Annotated in this window: 16 protein-coding genes; 2 read left to right on the top strand and 14 right to left on the bottom strand. The window is 71.6% G+C overall.

Annotated features, from left to right (window positions below; translation table 11 throughout):
* Nucleotides 1-96: 96 nt before the first annotated feature.
* The gene (locus AMK11_RS27580) at nt 97-648 is read left to right on the top strand and encodes a hypothetical protein (protein ID WP_073730790.1); all 552 of its coding nucleotides are present in this window, start codon (nt 97-99) and stop codon (nt 646-648) included.
* Nucleotides 649-729: 81 nt separating this feature from the next.
* Here AMK11_RS27580 and AMK11_RS27585 read toward each other — a convergent pair whose 3' ends face one another.
* From AMK11_RS27585 to pyrR, 14 genes are all read right to left on the bottom strand, one after another.
* Nucleotides 730-2,880 (bottom strand): primosomal protein N', encoded by a 2,151-nt coding sequence (locus tag AMK11_RS27585; protein ID WP_073730791.1) that lies wholly within the window; start codon nt 2,878-2,880, stop codon nt 730-732.
* A gap of 196 nt (nt 2,881-3,076) precedes the next feature.
* Nucleotides 3,077-4,285, bottom strand: coding sequence for a methionine adenosyltransferase (metK, locus tag AMK11_RS27590; RefSeq protein ID WP_073730792.1), 1,209 nt, complete (start codon nt 4,283-4,285; stop codon nt 3,077-3,079).
* A 240-nt stretch (nt 4,286-4,525) separates the two neighbouring features.
* On the bottom strand, nt 4,526-5,728 hold the full coding sequence (gene coaBC, locus AMK11_RS27595; protein WP_073730793.1) for a bifunctional phosphopantothenoylcysteine decarboxylase/phosphopantothenate--cysteine ligase CoaBC: 1,203 nt from the start codon (nt 5,726-5,728) through the stop codon (nt 4,526-4,528).
* 142 nt (nt 5,729-5,870) lie between these two features.
* Entirely contained in the window at nt 5,871-6,143 is a 273-nt protein-coding gene (gene rpoZ / locus AMK11_RS27600; RefSeq protein ID WP_003977348.1) for a DNA-directed RNA polymerase subunit omega, read from the bottom strand.
* A gap of 62 nt (nt 6,144-6,205) precedes the next feature.
* Nucleotides 6,206-6,799, bottom strand: a complete 594-nt coding sequence (gene gmk / locus AMK11_RS27605; RefSeq protein WP_073730794.1) for a guanylate kinase — start codon at nt 6,797-6,799, stop codon at nt 6,206-6,208.
* A 49-nt stretch (nt 6,800-6,848) separates the two neighbouring features.
* The gene (locus AMK11_RS27610) at nt 6,849-7,172 is read right to left on the bottom strand and encodes an integration host factor (RefSeq protein ID WP_003977346.1); all 324 of its coding nucleotides are present in this window, start codon (nt 7,170-7,172) and stop codon (nt 6,849-6,851) included.
* A 232-nt stretch (nt 7,173-7,404) separates the two neighbouring features.
* Nucleotides 7,405-8,253 carry an orotidine-5'-phosphate decarboxylase gene (gene pyrF / locus AMK11_RS27615; protein WP_073730795.1) on the bottom strand — a complete coding sequence of 283 codons (849 nt, stop codon included), beginning with the start codon at nt 8,251-8,253 and terminating at the stop codon, nt 7,405-7,407.
* Nucleotides 8,250-9,356, bottom strand: coding sequence for a quinone-dependent dihydroorotate dehydrogenase (locus AMK11_RS27620; protein ID WP_073730796.1), 1,107 nt, complete (start codon nt 9,354-9,356; stop codon nt 8,250-8,252). Before AMK11_RS27620 ends, pyrF begins: the two co-directional genes overlap by 4 nt.
* Nucleotides 9,357-9,411: 55 nt before the next feature.
* Nucleotides 9,412-12,720, bottom strand: coding sequence for a carbamoyl-phosphate synthase large subunit (carB, locus tag AMK11_RS27625; RefSeq protein ID WP_073730797.1), 3,309 nt, complete (start codon nt 12,718-12,720; stop codon nt 9,412-9,414).
* The gene (gene carA / locus AMK11_RS27630) at nt 12,713-13,855 is read right to left on the bottom strand and encodes a glutamine-hydrolyzing carbamoyl-phosphate synthase small subunit (RefSeq protein ID WP_073730798.1); all 1,143 of its coding nucleotides are present in this window, start codon (nt 13,853-13,855) and stop codon (nt 12,713-12,715) included. Before carA ends, carB begins: the two co-directional genes overlap by 8 nt.
* Complete coding sequence (locus AMK11_RS27635; protein ID WP_073730799.1) at nt 13,852-14,427, bottom strand: PH-like domain-containing protein; 576 nt, start codon at nt 14,425-14,427, stop codon at nt 13,852-13,854. Before AMK11_RS27635 ends, carA begins: the two co-directional genes overlap by 4 nt.
* Complete coding sequence (locus AMK11_RS27640; protein WP_073730800.1) at nt 14,424-15,710, bottom strand: dihydroorotase; 1,287 nt, start codon at nt 15,708-15,710, stop codon at nt 14,424-14,426. The genes AMK11_RS27635 and AMK11_RS27640 overlap by 4 nt, the downstream gene beginning before the upstream one ends.
* A gap of 4 nt (nt 15,711-15,714) precedes the next feature.
* The gene (locus AMK11_RS27645) at nt 15,715-16,695 is read right to left on the bottom strand and encodes an aspartate carbamoyltransferase catalytic subunit (RefSeq protein WP_073730801.1); all 981 of its coding nucleotides are present in this window, start codon (nt 16,693-16,695) and stop codon (nt 15,715-15,717) included.
* A gap of 115 nt (nt 16,696-16,810) precedes the next feature.
* The gene (gene pyrR, locus AMK11_RS27650) at nt 16,811-17,404 is read right to left on the bottom strand and encodes a bifunctional pyr operon transcriptional regulator/uracil phosphoribosyltransferase PyrR (RefSeq protein ID WP_073730802.1); all 594 of its coding nucleotides are present in this window, start codon (nt 17,402-17,404) and stop codon (nt 16,811-16,813) included.
* 299 nt (nt 17,405-17,703) lie between these two features.
* On the opposite strand from pyrR, the gene bldD reads away from it, so the two are divergent.
* Nucleotides 17,704-18,207 carry a transcriptional regulator BldD gene (gene bldD, locus AMK11_RS27655; protein ID WP_073730803.1) on the top strand — a complete coding sequence of 168 codons (504 nt, stop codon included), beginning with the start codon at nt 17,704-17,706 and terminating at the stop codon, nt 18,205-18,207.
* The last annotated feature ends 85 nt before the right edge of the window (nt 18,208-18,292 follow it).

The following is an 18,292-nucleotide window of genomic DNA, read 5'->3' on the forward strand; positions in this document are numbered from 1 at the left end:
ACCAGCGGAGCGCCCACGCGTTGGTCAAGGAAGAGTTGACCACCGGGCCGCCCGCGCGGCCCGATTCCTTTCAACGCCGGTTCGAGAGGCTTGTTCATGGCCGACCACGCAACCCACGACGCCCAGGCTCGGGCCAGCCTGCACTTGCTGGTGCGGGACATCGAGCGGGTCCGCCGGCAGGTGGACGCACTGCGCACCCTCACTGCCCAGCTGGGCAACGTCTACCGCCCGCGCCGCTCCGGCCCTTCCACGGGCTTCGTCGTCTACGGACGCGCCCCCGCCCCGACGGTCCGTCTCGCCCAGGAACTCCGGGACAGTGTCGAGACCCTGGTCACCGCCGCCGTGGACTTCGACCGCTCGCTCGGCTTCTCGTGGGACGCGGTGGGCTCCGCGCTCGGCGTCACCAAGCAGGCGGTGCACCGCCGGTACGGCTCCCGCCGTGCCGCCGCCCAGACGGCGCCCGCGGCCGAGACCACCGAGCACGCACCGGAGCCGACCGGCCCCCGCCCGGTCAACGTGGGCCCCGGCCTGCCCGCCGTGCCCACCGTCCCGGCGGCCCGTTCGATGCCGACCCAGCCGACGGCGGGCAGTCCGGCCCTGCGCGAGGACGTCCGGCCCACGGCCTTCCCCGGCCCGCGCAACGGCTGAGCCGCACGCACCGGGACTCACCGGCCCTCCGCCTCCCCGCTCCCCCGGGCAGGCGGAGGGCCGGGCCGTGTGCGGACGGTCTCAGCCGATGTCGAGCGGATCGATCCGCACCCACACCGCCGTGTCGCTCCCCCGCGCCATCCTCGCCGCCTGCACGGCCTTCAGCGCGCCGGCCAGCGCCGCTCCGCGCCCCGGCGGCACCCGGATCAGCGCGCGCTCCCAGTGTTCACCCGGCGGCGGCGCGCCCACGCGGCGCGGACGCCCCACGGCCGTGACCGGCAGCGGCACGGGGCCGAGCACCTCGGCCTCGCCCGGCAGTCCGGCCGCCCGGAGGAAATCGGCCACCGCCTCCGCGGGCCCCGCCACGGACGCCATCCGCGAAACCGGCGGGAAGCCCAGCTCGGACCGCTCGGCCAGCTCCCGCAGCGCGTGGCCGACGGGGTCCCAGCGCACCAGCGCCTGCACCGGCCGCAGGGTCGGCTCGGCGACCGCGACGACGGTGCCCCCGGCGCCCTGCGGGCGCACCAGCGCGGCAGCGGCCAGCCAGCGCCGCAGCGCGTCCTCACCGGCGCGCAGGTCGGGCCGCCCGAGCATCGCCCAGCCGTCGAGCAGCAGGGCCGCCGCGTAGCCGCCCTCGGCGACGGGTTCGGCACCCGGGGTGCTCACCACCAGCGCGGGCGCCTCGGACACGGTGTCGAGCACATGCTCGCGTCCGGAGGTGCGCACCGGCACGGCCGGGAAGGCGCGCCCCAGTTCCTCTGCGGTGCGACGCGCCCCCACGACCTGGGCGCGCAGCCGGAACGCCCCGCACTCCGGGCAGTGCCAGGCACCTTCCTCGCGCCCGCACCAGCCGCACCGCAGCGCGGAACCGGACTCCTGGCCCTCCAGCGGCCCCGCGCAGTGCCGGCACCGCGCGGGCGTCCGGCACGAGGCGCACGCCATCCGCGGGACGTAGCCCCGGCGGGGCACCTGCACGAGCACCGGCCCGCGCCGCAGCCCGTCCCTGACGGCCTGCCAGGCGAGGGTCGGCAGCCGGGCGGCGCGGGCGGCCTCGTCCCGGGCCAGGTCCTGGTCCCCCACGGTCCGCACCAGCGGTGCGGCGACCCGTACCTGCTCGCGCGCGGCGATCAGGGGCCGGGCCCAGCCGGTCTCCACGAGCTGGGCGGCCTCGACGGTGCAGCTCCAGCCGCCCAGCAGGAAGGCGCACCGGTCCTGGGCGGCGCGGAGCAGCAGCACCTCGCGCGCGTGCGGCTGCGGTGCGTGCGGCTCGCTGTGGCTGTCGTCGCCGTCGTCCCAGAGGGCGACCAGGCCGAGGTCCCGCACCGGCGCGAACATGGCGGCCCGGGTCCCGATCACGGCCCGCACCGCCCCCCGGCGTACCGCGAGCCACTGCGCGTACCGCTTCTCGGGCCCGGCGTCGGCGGTGAGCACCGCGTGCCGTCCCTCGCCCAGCAGGGCGGTCAGCGCGGCGTCGGCGCGGGCGACCGCCCGTCCGTCGGGCAGGACCACGAGCGCGCCCCGTCCCGAGGCCAGTGTCGCCGTGACGGCCAGCGCCAGTTCCTCGGCCCACCGCGGGCCGGGCAACGCGTTCCACACCGCACGCGGCGCACCGCCCGAGGCGAGGGCCGCCACGAACGCCTCCCCCTGCTCGTACCGCGCCCACGGTCCGGGCTCCGGCACGGGCGGCGGGGGCAGCGGGTCCGGCGACGTCCGCTTCTCGGCGCGCGCGCTGCGGGGCGGTACGGCGAGCTGCAGGACGTCGGCGAGACTGCCCGCGTACCGGTCCGCGACCGCTCGCGCGAGCCCCAGCAGCTCCCTGTCGAGCACCCGCTCGGGCGAGACGACCTGGGCCAGCGCGGCGAGGGGGCCCGAGTAGTCGGACTCGGCGAGCCGCTCGATCAGGAACCCGTCGACGAGTCCGCCGCCCTCGCGCCGCCCCTCCCGCACCCGGTGCCGCCCGGCCCCGAAGCGCACCCGCACCCGCACTCCGGGCTGGGCGTCGGCGTCGAGCTCCTCGGGCACCGCGTAGTCGAAGTAGCGGTCGAGATGGAGCACGCCCTTGTCGACGAGGACCCGGGCGACGGGCAGCTCCTTGGCGAGGGCCGCTCCGCGCCAGGTCCTCGGCTTGGCCCGCGGTGTCTTCGCCTGGCGCACACTCTCCCGGATGAGCGCGAGCTGCTCGGGCGGCGCGTCCCCCGCGCCACCGCCCGTCGCTTCGTTCTCGCTGCTCACGCCTGCATTCTTACCAAAGGCCACTGACAACCGACGGCGCCCGGGTCCGCACCGCGTCCCACCAGCGACGGTCCGACTCCGCCTCGGACCATGCGGCCCCGCCGCACCGGACACGCCGAGGCCCGGCGTCCCCATCGGGACACCGGGCCTCGTCACGTGCCGTCCGGCGGGGACGGCGGTGGCCTGTCGGGGTTCTTTACAGCCCCGCCGCCTGCCGCAGCGCCTCCACGCGGTCCGTGCGCTCCCAGGTGAAGTCGGGCAGCTCACGGCCGAAGTGACCGTACGCGGCGGTCTGGGCGTAGATCGGGCGGAGCAGGTCGAGGTCGCGGATGATGGCGGCCGGGCGGAGGTCGAAGACCTCGTCGATCGCCTTCTCGATCTTCTCGGCGTCGATCTTGGCGGTGCCGAAGGTCTCGACGAAGAGGCCGACGGGCTCGGCCTTGCCGATCGCGTAGGCGACCTGGACCTCGCAGCGGGAGGCGAGGCCGGCGGCGACGACGTTCTTGGCGACCCAGCGCATCGCGTACGCGGCGGAGCGGTCGACCTTGGACGGGTCCTTGCCGGAGAAGGCGCCGCCGCCGTGGCGGGCCATGCCGCCGTAGGTGTCGATGATGATCTTGCGGCCGGTGAGGCCTGCGTCACCCATCGGGCCGCCGATCTCGAAGCGGCCGGTCGGGTTGACCAGGAGGCGGTAGTTCTCCGTGTCGAGCTTGATGCCGTCGTCCAGCAGCGCCTTCAGCTCGGGCTCGACGACGAATTCCTTGATGTCGGGCGCGAGCAGCGACTCCAGGTCGATGTCACTGGCGTGCTGGGAGGAGACGACGACGGTGTCGAGACGGACTGCCTTGTCGCCGTCGTACTCGATGGTGACCTGCGTCTTGCCGTCCGGGCGCAGGTAGGGGATGGTCCCGTTCTTGCGGACCTCGGACAGGCGCTTGGACAGGCGGTGCGCCAGGAAGACCGGGAGCGGCATCAGCGTGGGCGTCTCGTCGGACGCGTAGCCGAACATCAGGCCCTGGTCGCCGGCGCCCTGGCGGTCGAGCTCGTCCTCGTCGCCCTCGACCCGGTTCTCGTACGCGGTGTCGACACCCTGCGCGATGTCAGGCGACTGGGCGCCGATGGAGACCGAGACGCCGCAGGAGGCGCCGTCGAAGCCCTTCTTCGAGGAGTCGTAGCCGATCTCCAGGATCTTGCCGCGGACCAGGTTGGCGATGTCCGCGTAGGCCTTGGTGGTGACCTCGCCGGCCACGTGCACCAGTCCGGTGGTGATCAGGGTTTCGACGGCGACCCGGGAGGTCGGGTCCTCACGCAGAAGCGCGTCGAGAATGGTGTCGCTGATCTGGTCAGCGATCTTGTCGGGGTGACCTTCGGTCACGGACTCCGAGGTGAACAGGCGACGGGACACAACGCTCCCTGGGGTTGCAGCGGCTGCTGGCTGATCATTGGTGGACGGCACGGGGAGCTGCACCCGGCGACGTCCGAGAACAGTTTATCGGTCGCGCATCGCCGTGGGCCCACCCGTCTCGGCTGTCGGAAGGGCTGTGACCTGCGGCACGGGCATTCTGCCCAGAACGGAGCGCCCTTGGCCAGGGTCGCCACGCTCGAATGCGCGGGGTTGGCGGGGCCCGTGGAGTGAATGAGTCATTCAGCCGAGCCGTTCCGCCACGAGGTCCCACACGGTTTCGGCCAGTGCTTCCTTCGGACCGTGTGTCACCGGGGTCTCGCTGCCGTCGGCACCGAGGACGACCGCCTCGTTCTCCTCCGAACCGAAGGTCTTGTGCTCCCCCACCTCGTTCACCACGAGCAGGTCGCAGCCCTTGCGCTTCAGCTTGGCCCGTCCGTTGGCGAGGACATCGTCGGTCTCGGCGGCGAAGCCGACGATCACCTGGCCGGGGCGCGCCCGGTCGCCCGCGATCTCGGCGAGGATGTCCGGATTGCGCACCAGGGCGATCGGTGCGGGCTCCTGGTCGTCCTTCTTCTTGATCTTCCCGGAGGCGTATGTGGCCGGGCGGAAGTCCGCGACCGCCGCGGCCATGACGACGGCGTCGGCGTCGGCCGCGGCGTGCAGCACGGCTTCGCGCAGCTCCACGGCGGTGCCCACCGGGACGACGTCCACGCCAGCCGGATCCGGCAGTGACGCGTTCGCCGCGACCAGGGTGACGCGGGCGCCTCGCGCGGCGGCGCTGCGGGCCAGCGCGTACCCCTGCTTGCCGGAGGAGCGGTTGCCGAGGAAGCGGACCGGGTCGAGGGGCTCGCGAGTGCCGCCGGCGCTGACCACGACGTGCCGTCCGGCGAGGTCCGGTTCGCGCACGCCGCGGGCGAGGACCCGGCGGCAGACCTCGAAGATCTCGCCCGGGTCGGGCAGCCGGCCCTTGCCGGTGTCGACGCCGGTGAGACGGCCGACGGCCGGCTCGATGACGACGGCGCCGCGGCGGCGGAGTGTCGCCACGTTCTCCTGGGTGGCCGGGTGCTCCCACATCTCGGTGTGCATGGCGGGGGCGAAGACGACGGGGCAGCGGGCGGTGAGCAGGGTGTTGGTGAGGAGGTCGTCGGCGAGGCCGTGGGCGGCCTTGGCGAGCATGTCGGCGGTGGCCGGGGCGACGACGACGAGGTCGGCGTGCTGGCCGATGCGGACGTGCGGCACCTGGTGGACGTCGTCCCACACCTCGGTCGACACCGGGTTGCCGGACAGGGCCGACCAGGTGGCGGCGCCGACGAAGTGCAGCGCGGAGGCGGTGGGGACGACGCGGACCTCGTGCCCCGACTCCGTGAGTCTGCGCAGCAGCTCACAGGCCTTGTACGCGGCGATCCCGCCACTGACCCCCAGAACGACCTTGGGCTTGTCCACCGTCTCTCCCCGGCTCGGATGACGCGCTCGGGCAGCGCGTACGACCCATCACACACCACAGGCCCGACAGTCGGACTGCCGGGCCTGTGGATAAGTCAGCTTCAGGCTGAAAATACTACCGCCGATGTCGGCGGGGCACTGGTTACTGCGCCGGGCCTTCGATGGCCTCGGAGGTCAGCAGACCCGCGTTGATCTCGCGCAGGGCGATCGAGAGCGGCTTCTCGTGGACGTGGGTGTCGACGAGCGGACCGACGTACTCGAGGAGACCCTCGCCGAGCTGCGAGTAGTACGCGTTGATCTGGCGGGCCCGCTTGGCCGCGTAGATCACGAGGCTGTACTTCGAGTCCGTGGCCTCGAGGAGCTCGTCGATCGGCGGGTTGATGATGCCCTCGGGCGCGGAGATGGAAGAGGACACGCTCTACCTTCCGATGGATGGGAAAGATTCAGTCGGGACGACCGCTGGGTGACCAGTGACGATCACACGACGTTCGTCAAGGCTAGCAGCTCGCGCGCCACGTCCTCGACGGAGGTGTTCACCAGGGTCTGGTCGAACTCCGGCTCGGCCGCCAGCTCGATCCGGGCCGCGGCGAGGCGGCGCTCGATGACCTCCGGAGGCTCGGTGCCCCGGCCGGTGAGCCTGCGCACCAGCTCCTCCCAGGAGGGCGGGGCCAGGAACACCAGCTGGGCCTCCGGCATGGACTCCCTGACCTGCCGCGCGCCCTGGAGGTCGATCTCCAGCAGCACCGGCTCACCCGCCTCCAGGCGCTCCAGCACGGCAGCTCGCGGCGTGCCGTAGCGGTTGCCGGCGAACTCGGCCCACTCCAGCAGCTCGCCGTTGGCGATCAGCTTGTCCATCTCCTCGTCGGTGACGAAGAAGTAGTGGACTCCGTGCTGCTCGCCGGGGCGGGGCTTGCGGGTCGTCGCCGACACCGAGAGCCAGACCTCGGGGTGTTCCTTGCGCATATGGGCGACGACCGTGCTCTTGCCGACCCCCGAGGGGCCGGAGAGCACGGTCAGCCGCGGACGTGATTCCGGGGGTACGGGGGTCGTCCCCCGGGATGTTGCAGCCATGCGGCGATTATTCCAGTTGTTCCGCAGTGGTCCGGACTCAGCTTCTGACTCAGCTGCCGGTGCTGCCGAACTCGCGCTCCAGGGAGGCGATCTGGTTGGAACCGAGGCCGCGCACGCGACGGCTCTCGGAGATGCCGAGCCGCTCCATGATCTGCTTGGCGCGGACCTTGCCCACGCCGGGCAGGGACTCGAGCAGGGCGGAGACCTTCATCTTGCCGATGACGTCGTTCTCCTGGCCCTGCTTGATGACCTCGTGGAGGGAGGCGCCGGAGTGCTTGAGTCGATTCTTGACCTCGGCCCGCTCCCGGCGAGCCGCGGCGGCCTTTTCGAGCGCGGCTGCGCGCTGTTCAGGGGTAAGGGGCGGAAGAGCCACGCCTACGTCACCTCGGATGTCGAACTGTCGGATACGGACCGGTGAGGAACCTAGTCGCCCCACACCTGGGGAGTCGCGAACAACACGCTTGCCCGTTGACTCTCGACGGAGACTAGCGGTCAAGTCCGCCAGAGTCAGCGAGAACGGCGGAAAAGTCCTGGTCAGCCTCCGTCAGGCCAGACATTTCAGACATATTGCCTCGGATTTGAGGATGTTTCCAAGGTCTGGAAGCCTAGGCGGCCGCCACCGCGGTCCTGACCTCGTCGGCGAAGCGGTCCGCCGCGTTCCGCAGCCCGGTCACGTCGGGACCGTGACGAAGGACACCCCGGCTGACGTTCGGCACGACGTTGCGCACCGCCGCTCCGAACACCTCCGGCAGGTCGGCCGGCGTCGCACCCTGGGCACCGATGCCGGGCGCGAGGAGCGGGCCGTTGACGTCCAGGTCGTACGACGACAGGTCGCCGAGTGTGGCGCCGACCACCGCGCCGAACGAGCCCAGGGGCGTTTCGTCCGCGTTCTCGGCGGCCAGGTGCGCCAGCATCGTCGCCCCGACGCTCCGCCCGTCGGCCCGCACCGCGTGCTGGACCTCGCCACCCTCCGGGTTGGAGGTGAGCGCCAGCACGAACAGCCCCGCGCCGCTCTCGCGCGCCAGGTCGACGGCGGGCTTCAGGGAGCCGTAGCCGAGGTACGGGGAGACGGTCAGCGCGTCCGAGAACAGGGGCGCGTCCTTGCGCAGGAAGGACTCGGCGTACGCGGCCATTGTGGAGCCGATGTCACCGCGCTTGGCGTCCATGACGACCAGCGCGCCGGCCGCCCGTGCCTCCTCGACCGACTTCTCCAGGACCGCGACACCGCGCGAGCCGAAGCGCTCGAAGAAGGCGCTCTGCGGCTTGAGGACGGCCACCCGGTCGGCCACGGCCTCCACGACGGTGCGGCTGAAGCGCTCCAGCCCCGCCACGTCGTCGTTCAGACCCCATTCCGCGAGCAGGGCGGCGTGCGGGTCGATACCGACGCACAGCGGCCCGCGTTCGTCCATGGCACGGCGCAGGCGCGCGCCGAACGGCTCGTTCGTACCGGTCATCGGGGCTTCCTCACATCGGCGCCGACCGCGTCGGCGAGGGTGGCGTACGGGCTCTGCCGCAGGCGCGCGGCGAGCCCCTTGTGGATGGCCCGGCCCCAGAAGGGGCCCTCGTAGATGAACGCGCTGTAGCCCTGGACCAGCGTGGCTCCGGCCAGGATGCGCTGCCAGGCGTCCTCGGCGGTCTCGACGCCGCCTACGCCCACCAGGGTGATCCGGTCGCCCACGCGCGCGTAGAGGCGGCGCAGGACCGCCAGGGAGCGCTCCTTGAGCGGGGCGCCGGACAGGCCGCCGGTCTCCTGGACGAGGGCCGGGGAGGAGGTCAGGCCGAGTCCCTCGCGGGCGATGGTGGTGTTGGTGGCGATGATGCCGTCCAGCCCCAGTTCCACCGCCAGGTCGGCGACCGCGTCGACGTCCTCGTCGGCGAGGTCCGGCGCGATCTTGACGAGGAGGGGGACGCGCCGCGTGGTGACCACGCGGTCGGCTGCCTCGCGCACGGCGGTCAGCAGCGGGCGCAGCGCCTCGGTGGCCTGGAGGTTGCGCAGGCCGGGCGTGTTCGGGGAGGAGACGTTGACGACCAGGTAGTCGGCGTGCGGGGCGAGGCGTTCGGCGGACTTCACGTAGTCGCCGACGGCTTCCTCCTCCGGGACGACCTTGGTCTTGCCGATGTTGACGCCGACGACCGTCTTGAACACGGGCGTGCGGGAGGCCAGGCGGGCGGCGACGGTCAGGGAACCGTCGTTGTTGAAGCCCATGCGGTTGATCAGCGCGCGGTCGCTCACCAGCCGGAACAGCCGCTTCTTGGGGTTGCCGGGCTGCGGCTCCCCCGTCACGGTGCCGATCTCGACGTGGTCGAAGCCGAGCATGGCCATGCCGTCGACGGCGACGGCGTTCTTGTCGAAGCCGGCGGCCAGCCCGAAGGGGCCGTGCATGCGCAGGCCGAGGGCCTCGGTGCGCAGCTCCTTGTGGCGGGGCGCGAGCACGGCCGCGACGAAGGTGCGCAGGACGGGGACGCGGACGGCGAGGCGGATCCAGCGGAAGGCGAGGTGGTGCGCCCGCTCCGGGTCCATCCGCTTGAAGACGAGGGAGAAGAAGATCTTGTACATGGTGTCCTCATGAAGAGGGGGACACCGTTTCCGGTGTCCCCCTCGGGGCTGGCTGCTAGTCGCGGGCCGCGGTCAGGAATTCCGCGTGTTCCTGGAGTGAGCGCACTCCCACGTCACCGTGGTTGAGGGCGTCGATGCCCTGCACCGCCGCCGCCAGCGCCTGGACGGTCGTCAGGCACGGCACGGAGCGGGCCACGGCCGCCGTACGGATGTCGTAGCCGTCGAGGCGGCCGCCGGTGCCGTACGGGGTGTTGACGATGAGGTCGACCTCGCCGTCGTGGATGAGCTGGACGATGGTCTTCTCGCCGTTCGGTCCGGTGCCCTCGGACTGCTTGCGCACGACCGTGGCGTTGATGCCGTTGCGCTTGAGGACCTCGGCGGTGCCGGAGGTGGCGAGCAGCTCGAAGCCGTGGGCGACCAGCTCGCGGGCCGGGAAGATCATCGAGCGCTTGTCGCGGTTGGCGACCGAGATGAACGCCCGTCCCTTGGTGGGCAGCGGGCCGTAGGCACCGGCCTGCGACTTGGCGTACGCCGTGCCGAAGACGGAGTCGATGCCCATGACCTCGCCGGTGGAGCGCATCTCCGGGCCGAGCACCGTGTCGACGCCGCGGCCGTGGATGTCGCGGAAGCGGGACCACGGCATCACGGCCTCCTTGACGGAGATCGGCGCGTCCATGGGGAGCGTGCCGCCGTCGCCGTTCGCCGGGAGCAGGCCCTCGGCGCGCAGCTCGGCGATGGTCGCGCCCAGCGAGATGCGGGCGGCGGCCTTCGCCAGCGGCACCGCGGTCGCCTTCGAGGTGAAGGGCACGGTGCGCGAGGCGCGCGGGTTGGCCTCCAGGACGTAGAGGATGTCGCCGGCCAGCGCGAACTGGATGTTGATCAGGCCGCGCACGCCGACGCCCGCGGCGATGCCCTCGGTGGAGGCGCGCAGCCGCTTGATGTCGAAGCCGCCGAGCGTGATCGGGGGCAGGGCGCACGCCGAGTCGCCGGAGTGGATGCCGGCCTCCTCGATGTGCTCCATGACGCCGCCGAGGTACAGCTCCTCACCGTCGTACAGGGCGTCGACGTCGATCTCGATCGCGTCGTCGAGGAAGCGGTCGACCAGGACCGGCCGGGACGGGCTGATCTCGGTCGACTCGGCGATGTACGCCTCCAGGCGGGTCTCGTCGTAGACGATCTCCATGCCACGTCCGCCGAGGACGTAGGAGGGCCGCACCAGGACCGGGTAGCCGATCTCGTCGGCGATGGCCTTGGCCTCGGCGAAGGTGGTGGCGGTGCCGTGCTTGGGGGCCGGGAGCCCGGCCTGCGCCAGGACCTGGCCGAAGGCGCCGCGGTCCTCGGCGGCGTGGATGGCCTCGGGCGAGGTGCCCACGATCGGCACGCCGTTGTCCTTGAGCGCCTGGGAGAGGCCCAGCGGGGTCTGGCCGCCGAGCTGGACGACGACGCCGGCGACCGGGCCGGCCTGCTGCTCCGCGTGGACGATCTCCAGGACGTCCTCCAGGGTGAGCGGCTCGAAGTACAGCCGGTCGGAGGTGTCGTAGTCGGTGGAGACGGTCTCCGGGTTGCAGTTGACCATCACGGTCTCGTACCCGGCGTCGGACAGCGCGAAGGAGGCGTGGACGCAGGAGTAGTCGAACTCGATGCCCTGGCCGATGCGGTTCGGGCCGGATCCCAGGATGATGACGGCCGGCCTCTCGCGGCGCGCGACCTCGGTCTCCTCGTCGTAGGAGGAGTAGAAGTACGGCGTCCTCGCGGCGAACTCGGCGGCGCAGGTGTCGACCGTCTTGTAGACCGGGCGGATGCCGAGCGCGTGGCGCACCTCGCGGACGACGTCCTCGCGCAGGCCGCGGATCTCGCCGATCTGGTGGTCGGAGAAGCCGTGCCGCTTGGCCTCGGCGAGCAGGTCGGCGGTCAGCTCCGGGGCGCCGGCCAGCTCGTCGGCGGTCTCCTTGATCAGGAAGAGCTGGTCGACGAACCAGGGGTCGATCTTCGTGTACTCGAAGACCTCCTCCGGCGTGGCGCCCGCGCGGATGGCCTGCATGACGGCGTTGATGCGGCCGTCGGTGGGCCGGACGGCCTCCTCCAGCAGCGCCTTCTTGTCGCCCGCCTCGCCGACGAAGGTGAACTGGCTGCCCTTCTTCTCCAGCGAGCGCAGCGCCTTCTGGAACGCCTCGGTGAAGTTGCGGCCGATGGCCATGGCCTCGCCGACCGACTTCATGGTGGTGGTGAGGGTGGAGTCGGCGCTCGGGAACTTCTCGAAGGCGAAGCGCGGGGCCTTCACGACCACGTAGTCGAGCGTGGGCTCGAAGGAGGCCGGGGTCTCCTGCGTGATGTCGTTCGGGATCTCGTCCAGCGTGTAGCCCACGGCGAGCTTCGCGGCGATCTTGGCGATCGGGAAGCCGGTCGCCTTGGAGGCGAGCGCCGAGGAGCGCGACACGCGCGGGTTCATCTCGATGACGATCACGCGACCGTCCTCGGGGTTCACCGCGAACTGGATGTTGCAGCCGCCGGTGTCGACGCCGACCTCGCGGATGATCGCGATGCCGACGTCGCGCAGCACCTGGTACTCGCGGTCGGTCAGCGTCATCGCGGGCGCCACGGTGATCGAGTCGCCGGTGTGGACGCCCATGGGGTCGAAGTTCTCGATGGAGCAGACGACCACGACGTTGTCGTTCTTGTCGCGCATCAACTCCAGCTCGTACTCCTTCCAGCCGAGGATGGACTCCTCCAGGAGCACCTCGGTGGTCGGCGAGAGGGTGAGGCCCTGGCCGGCGATGCGGCGCAGCTCCTCCTCGTCGTGCGCGAAGCCGGAGCCGGCGCCGCCCATGGTGAAGGACGGGCGGACGACGACCGGGTAGCCGCCGAGCTCCTCGACGCCCTTGAGGACGTCGTCCATGGAGTGGCAGATGTAGGACCGGGCGGACTCGCCGTGGCCGATCTTCTTGCGGACCTCCTCGACGACCTCCTTGAAGAGGTCGCGGTCCTCGCCCTTGTTGATGGCCTCCACATTGGCGCCGATCAGCTCGACGCCGTACTTCTCCAGGACGCCGTTGCCGTGCAGGGAGATCGCGGTGTTGAGGGCCGTCTGGCCGCCCAGGGTGGGCAGCAGCGCGTCGGGACGCTCCTTGGCGATGATCTTCTCGACGAACTCCGGGGTGATCGGCTCGACGTAGGTGGCATCGGCGATCTCCGGGTCCGTCATGATCGTCGCCGGGTTGGAGTTCACGAGGACGACCCTGAGGCCCTCGGACTTCAGGACCCGGCACGCCTGGGTGCCGGAGTAGTCGAACTCGGCGGCCTGGCCGATGACGATCGGGCCGGAGCCGATGACCAGGACGGACTGGATATCGGTGCGCTTAGGCACGCTGGCCCTCCATCAGAGAAACGAAGCGGTCGAACAGGTAGGCGGCGTCGTGCGGGCCCGCTGCCGCTTCGGGGTGGTACTGGACGCTGAAGGCCGGCTTGTCGAGAAGCTGGAGGCCCTCCACCACGTTGTCGTTGAGGCAGACGTGGGAGACCTCGGCGCGGCCGTAGGGGGTGTCGGAGACCTTGTCGAGCGGGGCGTCGACAGCGAATCCGTGGTTGTGCGCGGTGACCTCGACCTTGCCGGTCGTACGGTCCTGCACGGGCTGGTTGATGCCGCGGTGGCCGTACTTCAGCTTGAAGGTGCCGAAGCCGAGGGCGCGGCCCAGGATCTGGTTGCCGAAGCAGATGCCGAAGAGCGGGGTGCCGCGCTCCAGGACGCCCCGCATGACGGAGACGGGGTGGTCGGCGGTGGACGGGTCGCCCGGGCCGTTGGAGAAGAAGACACCGTCCGGGTCGACCGCGTAGACATCCTCGACGGTCGCCGTGGCGGGCAGGACGTGCACCTCGATGCCGCGCTCGGCCATGCGGTGCGGGGTCATGCCCTTGATGCCGAGGTCGACGGCGGCGACGGTGAACTTCTTCTCGCCGATCGCGGGGACGACGTACGCCTCGGTGGTGGCGACCTCGGCGGAGAGGTCGGCGCCGGTCATCTCGGGGGCTTCCTGGACGCGGGCCAGCAGTGCGGCGTCGTCCTGGATGGCGTCGCCGCTGAAGATGCCGACGCGCATGGCGCCGCGCTCGCGCAGGTGGCGGGTGAGGGCGCGGGTGTCGATGCCGGAGATACCGACGACGCCCTGGGCGGCCAGCTCGTCGTCCAGCGTGCGGCGGGAGCGCCAGCTGGAGGGCACGCGCGCGGGGTCGCGCACGACGTACCCGGAGACCCAGATCTTCTTGGACTCCATGTCCTCGTCGTTGATGCCCGTGTTCCCGATGTGCGGGGCGGTCATCACGACGACCTGGCGGTGGTACGACGGGTCGGTGAGGGTCTCCTGGTAGCCGGTCATGCCGGTGGAGAACACGGCCTCGCCGAACGTGGCCCCCACGGCCCCGTAGGCGCGGCCGCGGAAGATCCGGCCGTCCTCCAGGACGAGTACGGCGGGAGCCTTGCCGGCTCCCCGGGTGGAGGTCGTCATCGTGCGCCTTCCGTTTCCGTCTTGTTGATCATGTCGTTCAGGGTTTCGACCCACTCGTTGTGCTCGGCCGCGTGGTCGGAGCGGAAGCCGGAGTCGATCAGCTTGTCGCCGTGCTCCCAGGTGACGACCAGCAGGCCGCCCTCGGTGAGCACCTTGCCGGCGATGCCCTTGTCGAGCCGGGCCTCGCGCAGCGCGGAGACGGGGACGAAGAAGTCGTCCGCGCCGGGGCGTACGACGTCCAGGCCCGCGTCCGTCAGGGTGAGCTCGACCCGGCTGCGGGTGCCCAGGCCGTGCGCCACGATGCGGTCCAGCCACTGCCCGGCGGTGGTGGAGCCGTGGTAGCGGCCGCTCAGGGTCAGTTTCGCCGGGCCGGGGGCGTCCGGCGCGCTGGGCAGCTCCGGGAGGTCGCCCTGGAGGGTGCCGCGCCACTTCCAGCCCTCGCGCATCAGCCAGTAGACGAGCGCGACGAACAGGCCGAGGCCGACCACCCAGCCGATCCGGGCGGCCCAGTCGGTCACTTCCGCCGATTCCTTCTCGGCGGCCAGCAGGATTACCGGTGCTACAGATGTCACGTGAGCTTCCCGTCGACGAGCGTGGCCTTGCCCCGCAGCCACGTGTGCGTCACACGGCCCGGCAGCTCACGCCCCTGGTACGGGGTGTTGCGGCTGCGCGAGGCGAAGCCCGCGGGGTCCACCCGGCCACGGTATTCCGTGTCGACGAGGGTGAGGTTGGCGGGCTCACCAGCCGAGACGGGACGGCCGTGTCCGGTGGCCTGTCCGATCCTGGCGGGCTTGAAGGACATCCGGTCGGCGACGCCGGCCCAGTCCAGCAGGCCCGTGTCCACCATGGTCTCCTGGACCACCGACAGCGCGGTCTCCAGGCCGACCATGCCCATGGCGGCGGCGGCCCACTCGCAGTCCTTGTCCTCGTGCGGGTGCGGGGCGTGGTCGGTGGCGACGATGTCGATCGTGCCGTCGGCGAGCGCCTCGCGCAGCGCCAGGACGTCACGCTCGGTGCGCAGCGGCGGGTTGACCTTGTAGACCGGGTTGTACGACCGGACCAGCTCGTCGGTGAGGAGCAGGTGGTGCGGGGTGACCTCGGCGGTGACGTCGATGCCCCGGGACTTGGCCCAGCGGACGATCTCGACGCTGCCCGCGGTCGACAGGTGGCAGATGTGGACGCGGGAGCCGACGTGCTCGGCGAGCAGCACGTCCCGCGCGATGATCGACTCCTCGGCGACGGCCGGCCAGCCGCCGAGGCCCAGCTCGGCGGAGACGACGCCCTCGTTCATCTCGGCGCCCTCGGTCAGCCGGGGCTCCTGGGCGTGCTGGGCGACGACGCCGCCGAAGGCCTTCACGTACTCCAGGGCACGGCGCATGATCACGGCGTCGTGGACGCACTTGCCGTCGTCGGAGAAGACGGTGACGCCCGCCGCGGACTCGTGCATGGCGCCCAGTTCGGCGAGCTTGGCGCCCTCCAGGCCGACGGTGACGGCGCCGATGGGCTGTACGTCGCAGTAGCCGGACTCCTTGCCGAGCCGCCACACCTGCTCGACGACACCGGCGGTGTCGGCGACCGGGAAGGTGTTGGCCATGGCGAAGACGTTGGTGTAGCCGCCGCTCGCCGCCGCGCGGGTGCCGGTCAGGACGGTCTCGGAGTCCTCGCGGCCGGGTTCGCGCAGGTGGGTGTGGAGGTCGACCAGGCCCGGCAGCAGCACCTTGCCGCCGGCCTCGATCACCTCGGCGCCCTCGGCGGACAGGTTCTGGCCGACCGCCTCGATGACGGTGCCGTCGATCAGCACGTCCTGCGGCTCGCCGCCGAGCACCTTCGCACCGCGGATCAGGATCTTGCTCATGTTCTTACTTCTCCTCGGTGGGGCGGGCGTGGGTGACGGCGGGCTCGGCTCCGCCGAGCAGCAGGTAGAGGACTGCCATCCGGACGGAGACGCCGTTGGTGACCTGCTCGACGACCGTGCAGCGGTCGGAGTCGGCGACGTCGGCGGTGATCTCCATGCCGCGGACCATCGGGCCGGGGTGCATCACGATGGCGTGGTCGGGCATCTTCGCCATGCGCTCGCCGTCGAGGCCGTAGCGGCGGGAGTACTCGCGCTCGGTGGGGAAGAAGGCGGCGTTCATGCGCTCGCGCTGCACGCGCAGCAGCATCACCGCGTCGGACTTGGTCAGGGTGGAGTCGAGGTCGTAGGAGACCTCGCAGGGCCAGGTCTCGACGCCGACGGGCAGCAGGGTGGGCGGGGCGACCAGGGTGACCTCGGCGCCGAGGGTGTGCAGCAGGTCGACGTTGGAGCGGGCGACGCGGCTGTGCAGGATGTCGCCGACCAGGGTGACGCGGCGGCCGTCGAGGTCCTTGCCGAGGCCGGCGTCGGGGCCTACCAGGCGGCGGCGCATGGTGAAGGCGTCCAGCAGGGCCTGGGTGGGGTGCTGGTGGGTGCCGTCGCCGGCGTTGATGACGTGGGCGTCGATCCAGCCGGAGGTGGCCAGGCGGTAGGGGGCGCCGGAGGCGCTGTGCCGGATGACGACGGCGTCGACGCCCATGGCCTCCAGGGTCTGGGCGGTGTCCTTGAGGGACTCGCCCTTGGAGACGCTGGAACCCTTGGCGGTGAAGTTGATGACGTCCGCCGACAGGCGCTTCTCGGCGGCCTCGAAGGAGATCCGGGTCCTGGTCGAGTCCTCGAAGAAGAGGTTGACGACGGTCCGGCCGCGCAGGGTCGGCAGTTTCTTGATCGGCCGGTCGGCGACCCGGGCCATCTCCTCGGCGGTGTCGAGGATCAGGACGGCGTCGTCGCGGGTGAGGTCGGCGGCCGAGATGAGATGACGCTGCATCTGTCAGGCTCCGTAGGGCGATTCATGCGGAAGAGCGGGATAATTCGGGCGGCCGGGCGTGCGTGCGGGCACACCGAGCAGGCGTACGGCACAAGTGGGCGCGTACGCGCGGGTGCTACGGGTGGGCGCCCTGGGCGGCCGGCTTGGCGCCGAGCAGCACGGTGTCGCGACCGTCCTCCTCGGCGAGCTGGACCTTGACCGTCTCCCGCAGCGACGTCGGGAGGTTCTTGCCGACGTAGTCGGCGCGGATGGGCAGTTCGCGGTGGCCGCGGTCGACGAGGACGGCGAGCTGCACCGCGCGCGGGCGGCCGATGTCGCCCAGCGCGTCGAGGGCGGCGCGGATGGTGCGGCCGGAGAAGAGCACGTCGTCGACGAGGACGACCAGGCGGCCGTCGACGCCGTCACCGGGGATCTCGGTGCGGGCCAGGGCGCGGGGCGGGTGCATGCGCAGGTCGTCGCGGTACATGGTGATGTCGAGCGAGCCGACCGGCACCTTGCGCTCGGTGATCTGCTCCAGCTTGTCGGCGAGCCGCCGGGCGAGGAAGACGCCGCGGGTCGGGATACCGAGGAGCACCACGTCGTCGGCGCCCTTGGCGCGTTCGACGATCTCGTGGGCGATGCGGGTCAGGACCCGGGCGATGTCGGGGCCTTCGAGAACGGGCCGCGCATCGGATTGCGCGCCCGAAGACGCGTCCTGCTGCTTGTCCATACGAAACGGACCTCCTTCTCCGCCTCACGGGACGGACCTTAAAGGACGTCGGGATGTGCGCCGTCCACGGTACCAGGCCCACAGACCCGCCTTCGCGACCCCCAGGACGCTCGCGCGTCACCCTTACGACACCCCGGCACCACCCGTTCGGAGCAACGGGCGGCGGATACCACGGAAGAGTCGGTGCGGACCATTCGGCTTGACGCAGAAGAGTAACGCTGCGTAACCTCACAGTGAGTTACCAGCCGCGCGGGTGCGCACCAGTGCGGACCGCGTCGACACCTTGTCCGGGGAGCCATATGTCCAGCGAATACGCCAAACAGCTCGGGGCCAAGCTCCGGGCCATCCGCACCCAGCAGGGCCTTTCCCTCCATGGTGTCGAGGAGAAGTCCCAGGGCCGCTGGAAGGCCGTGGTGGTGGGTTCGTACGAGCGCGGCGACCGCGCCGTGACCGTGCAGCGCCTCGCCGAGCTGGCGGATTTCTACGGCGTTCCCGTGCAGGAGCTGCTCCCGGGCACCACCCCGGGCGGTGCCGCCGAGCCCCCGCCGAAGCTGGTCCTGGACCTGGAGCGGCTGGCCACGGTGCCGGCCGAGAAGGCGGGCCCGCTCCAGCGCTACGCGGCCACGATCCAGTCGCAGCGCGGTGACTACAACGGCAAGGTCCTGTCGATCCGCCAGGACGACCTGCGCACGCTCGCCGTCATCTACGACCAGTCGCCCTCGGTCCTGACCGAGCAGCTCATCAGCTGGGGTGTCCTGGACGCGGACGCGCGCCGCGCGGTGGCGTCCCACGAGGAGATCTGAGCCGCAGCAGCCTCAGCAGAAACGTGCCGCCGGGGTGGCGGGAACCGTTCGGTTCCCGCCACCCCGGCGGTTTTGGCACGTCGTG

This window comes from Streptomyces sp. CB02414, assembly GCF_001905385.1.
Taxonomy (GTDB): domain Bacteria; phylum Actinomycetota; class Actinomycetes; order Streptomycetales; family Streptomycetaceae; genus Streptomyces.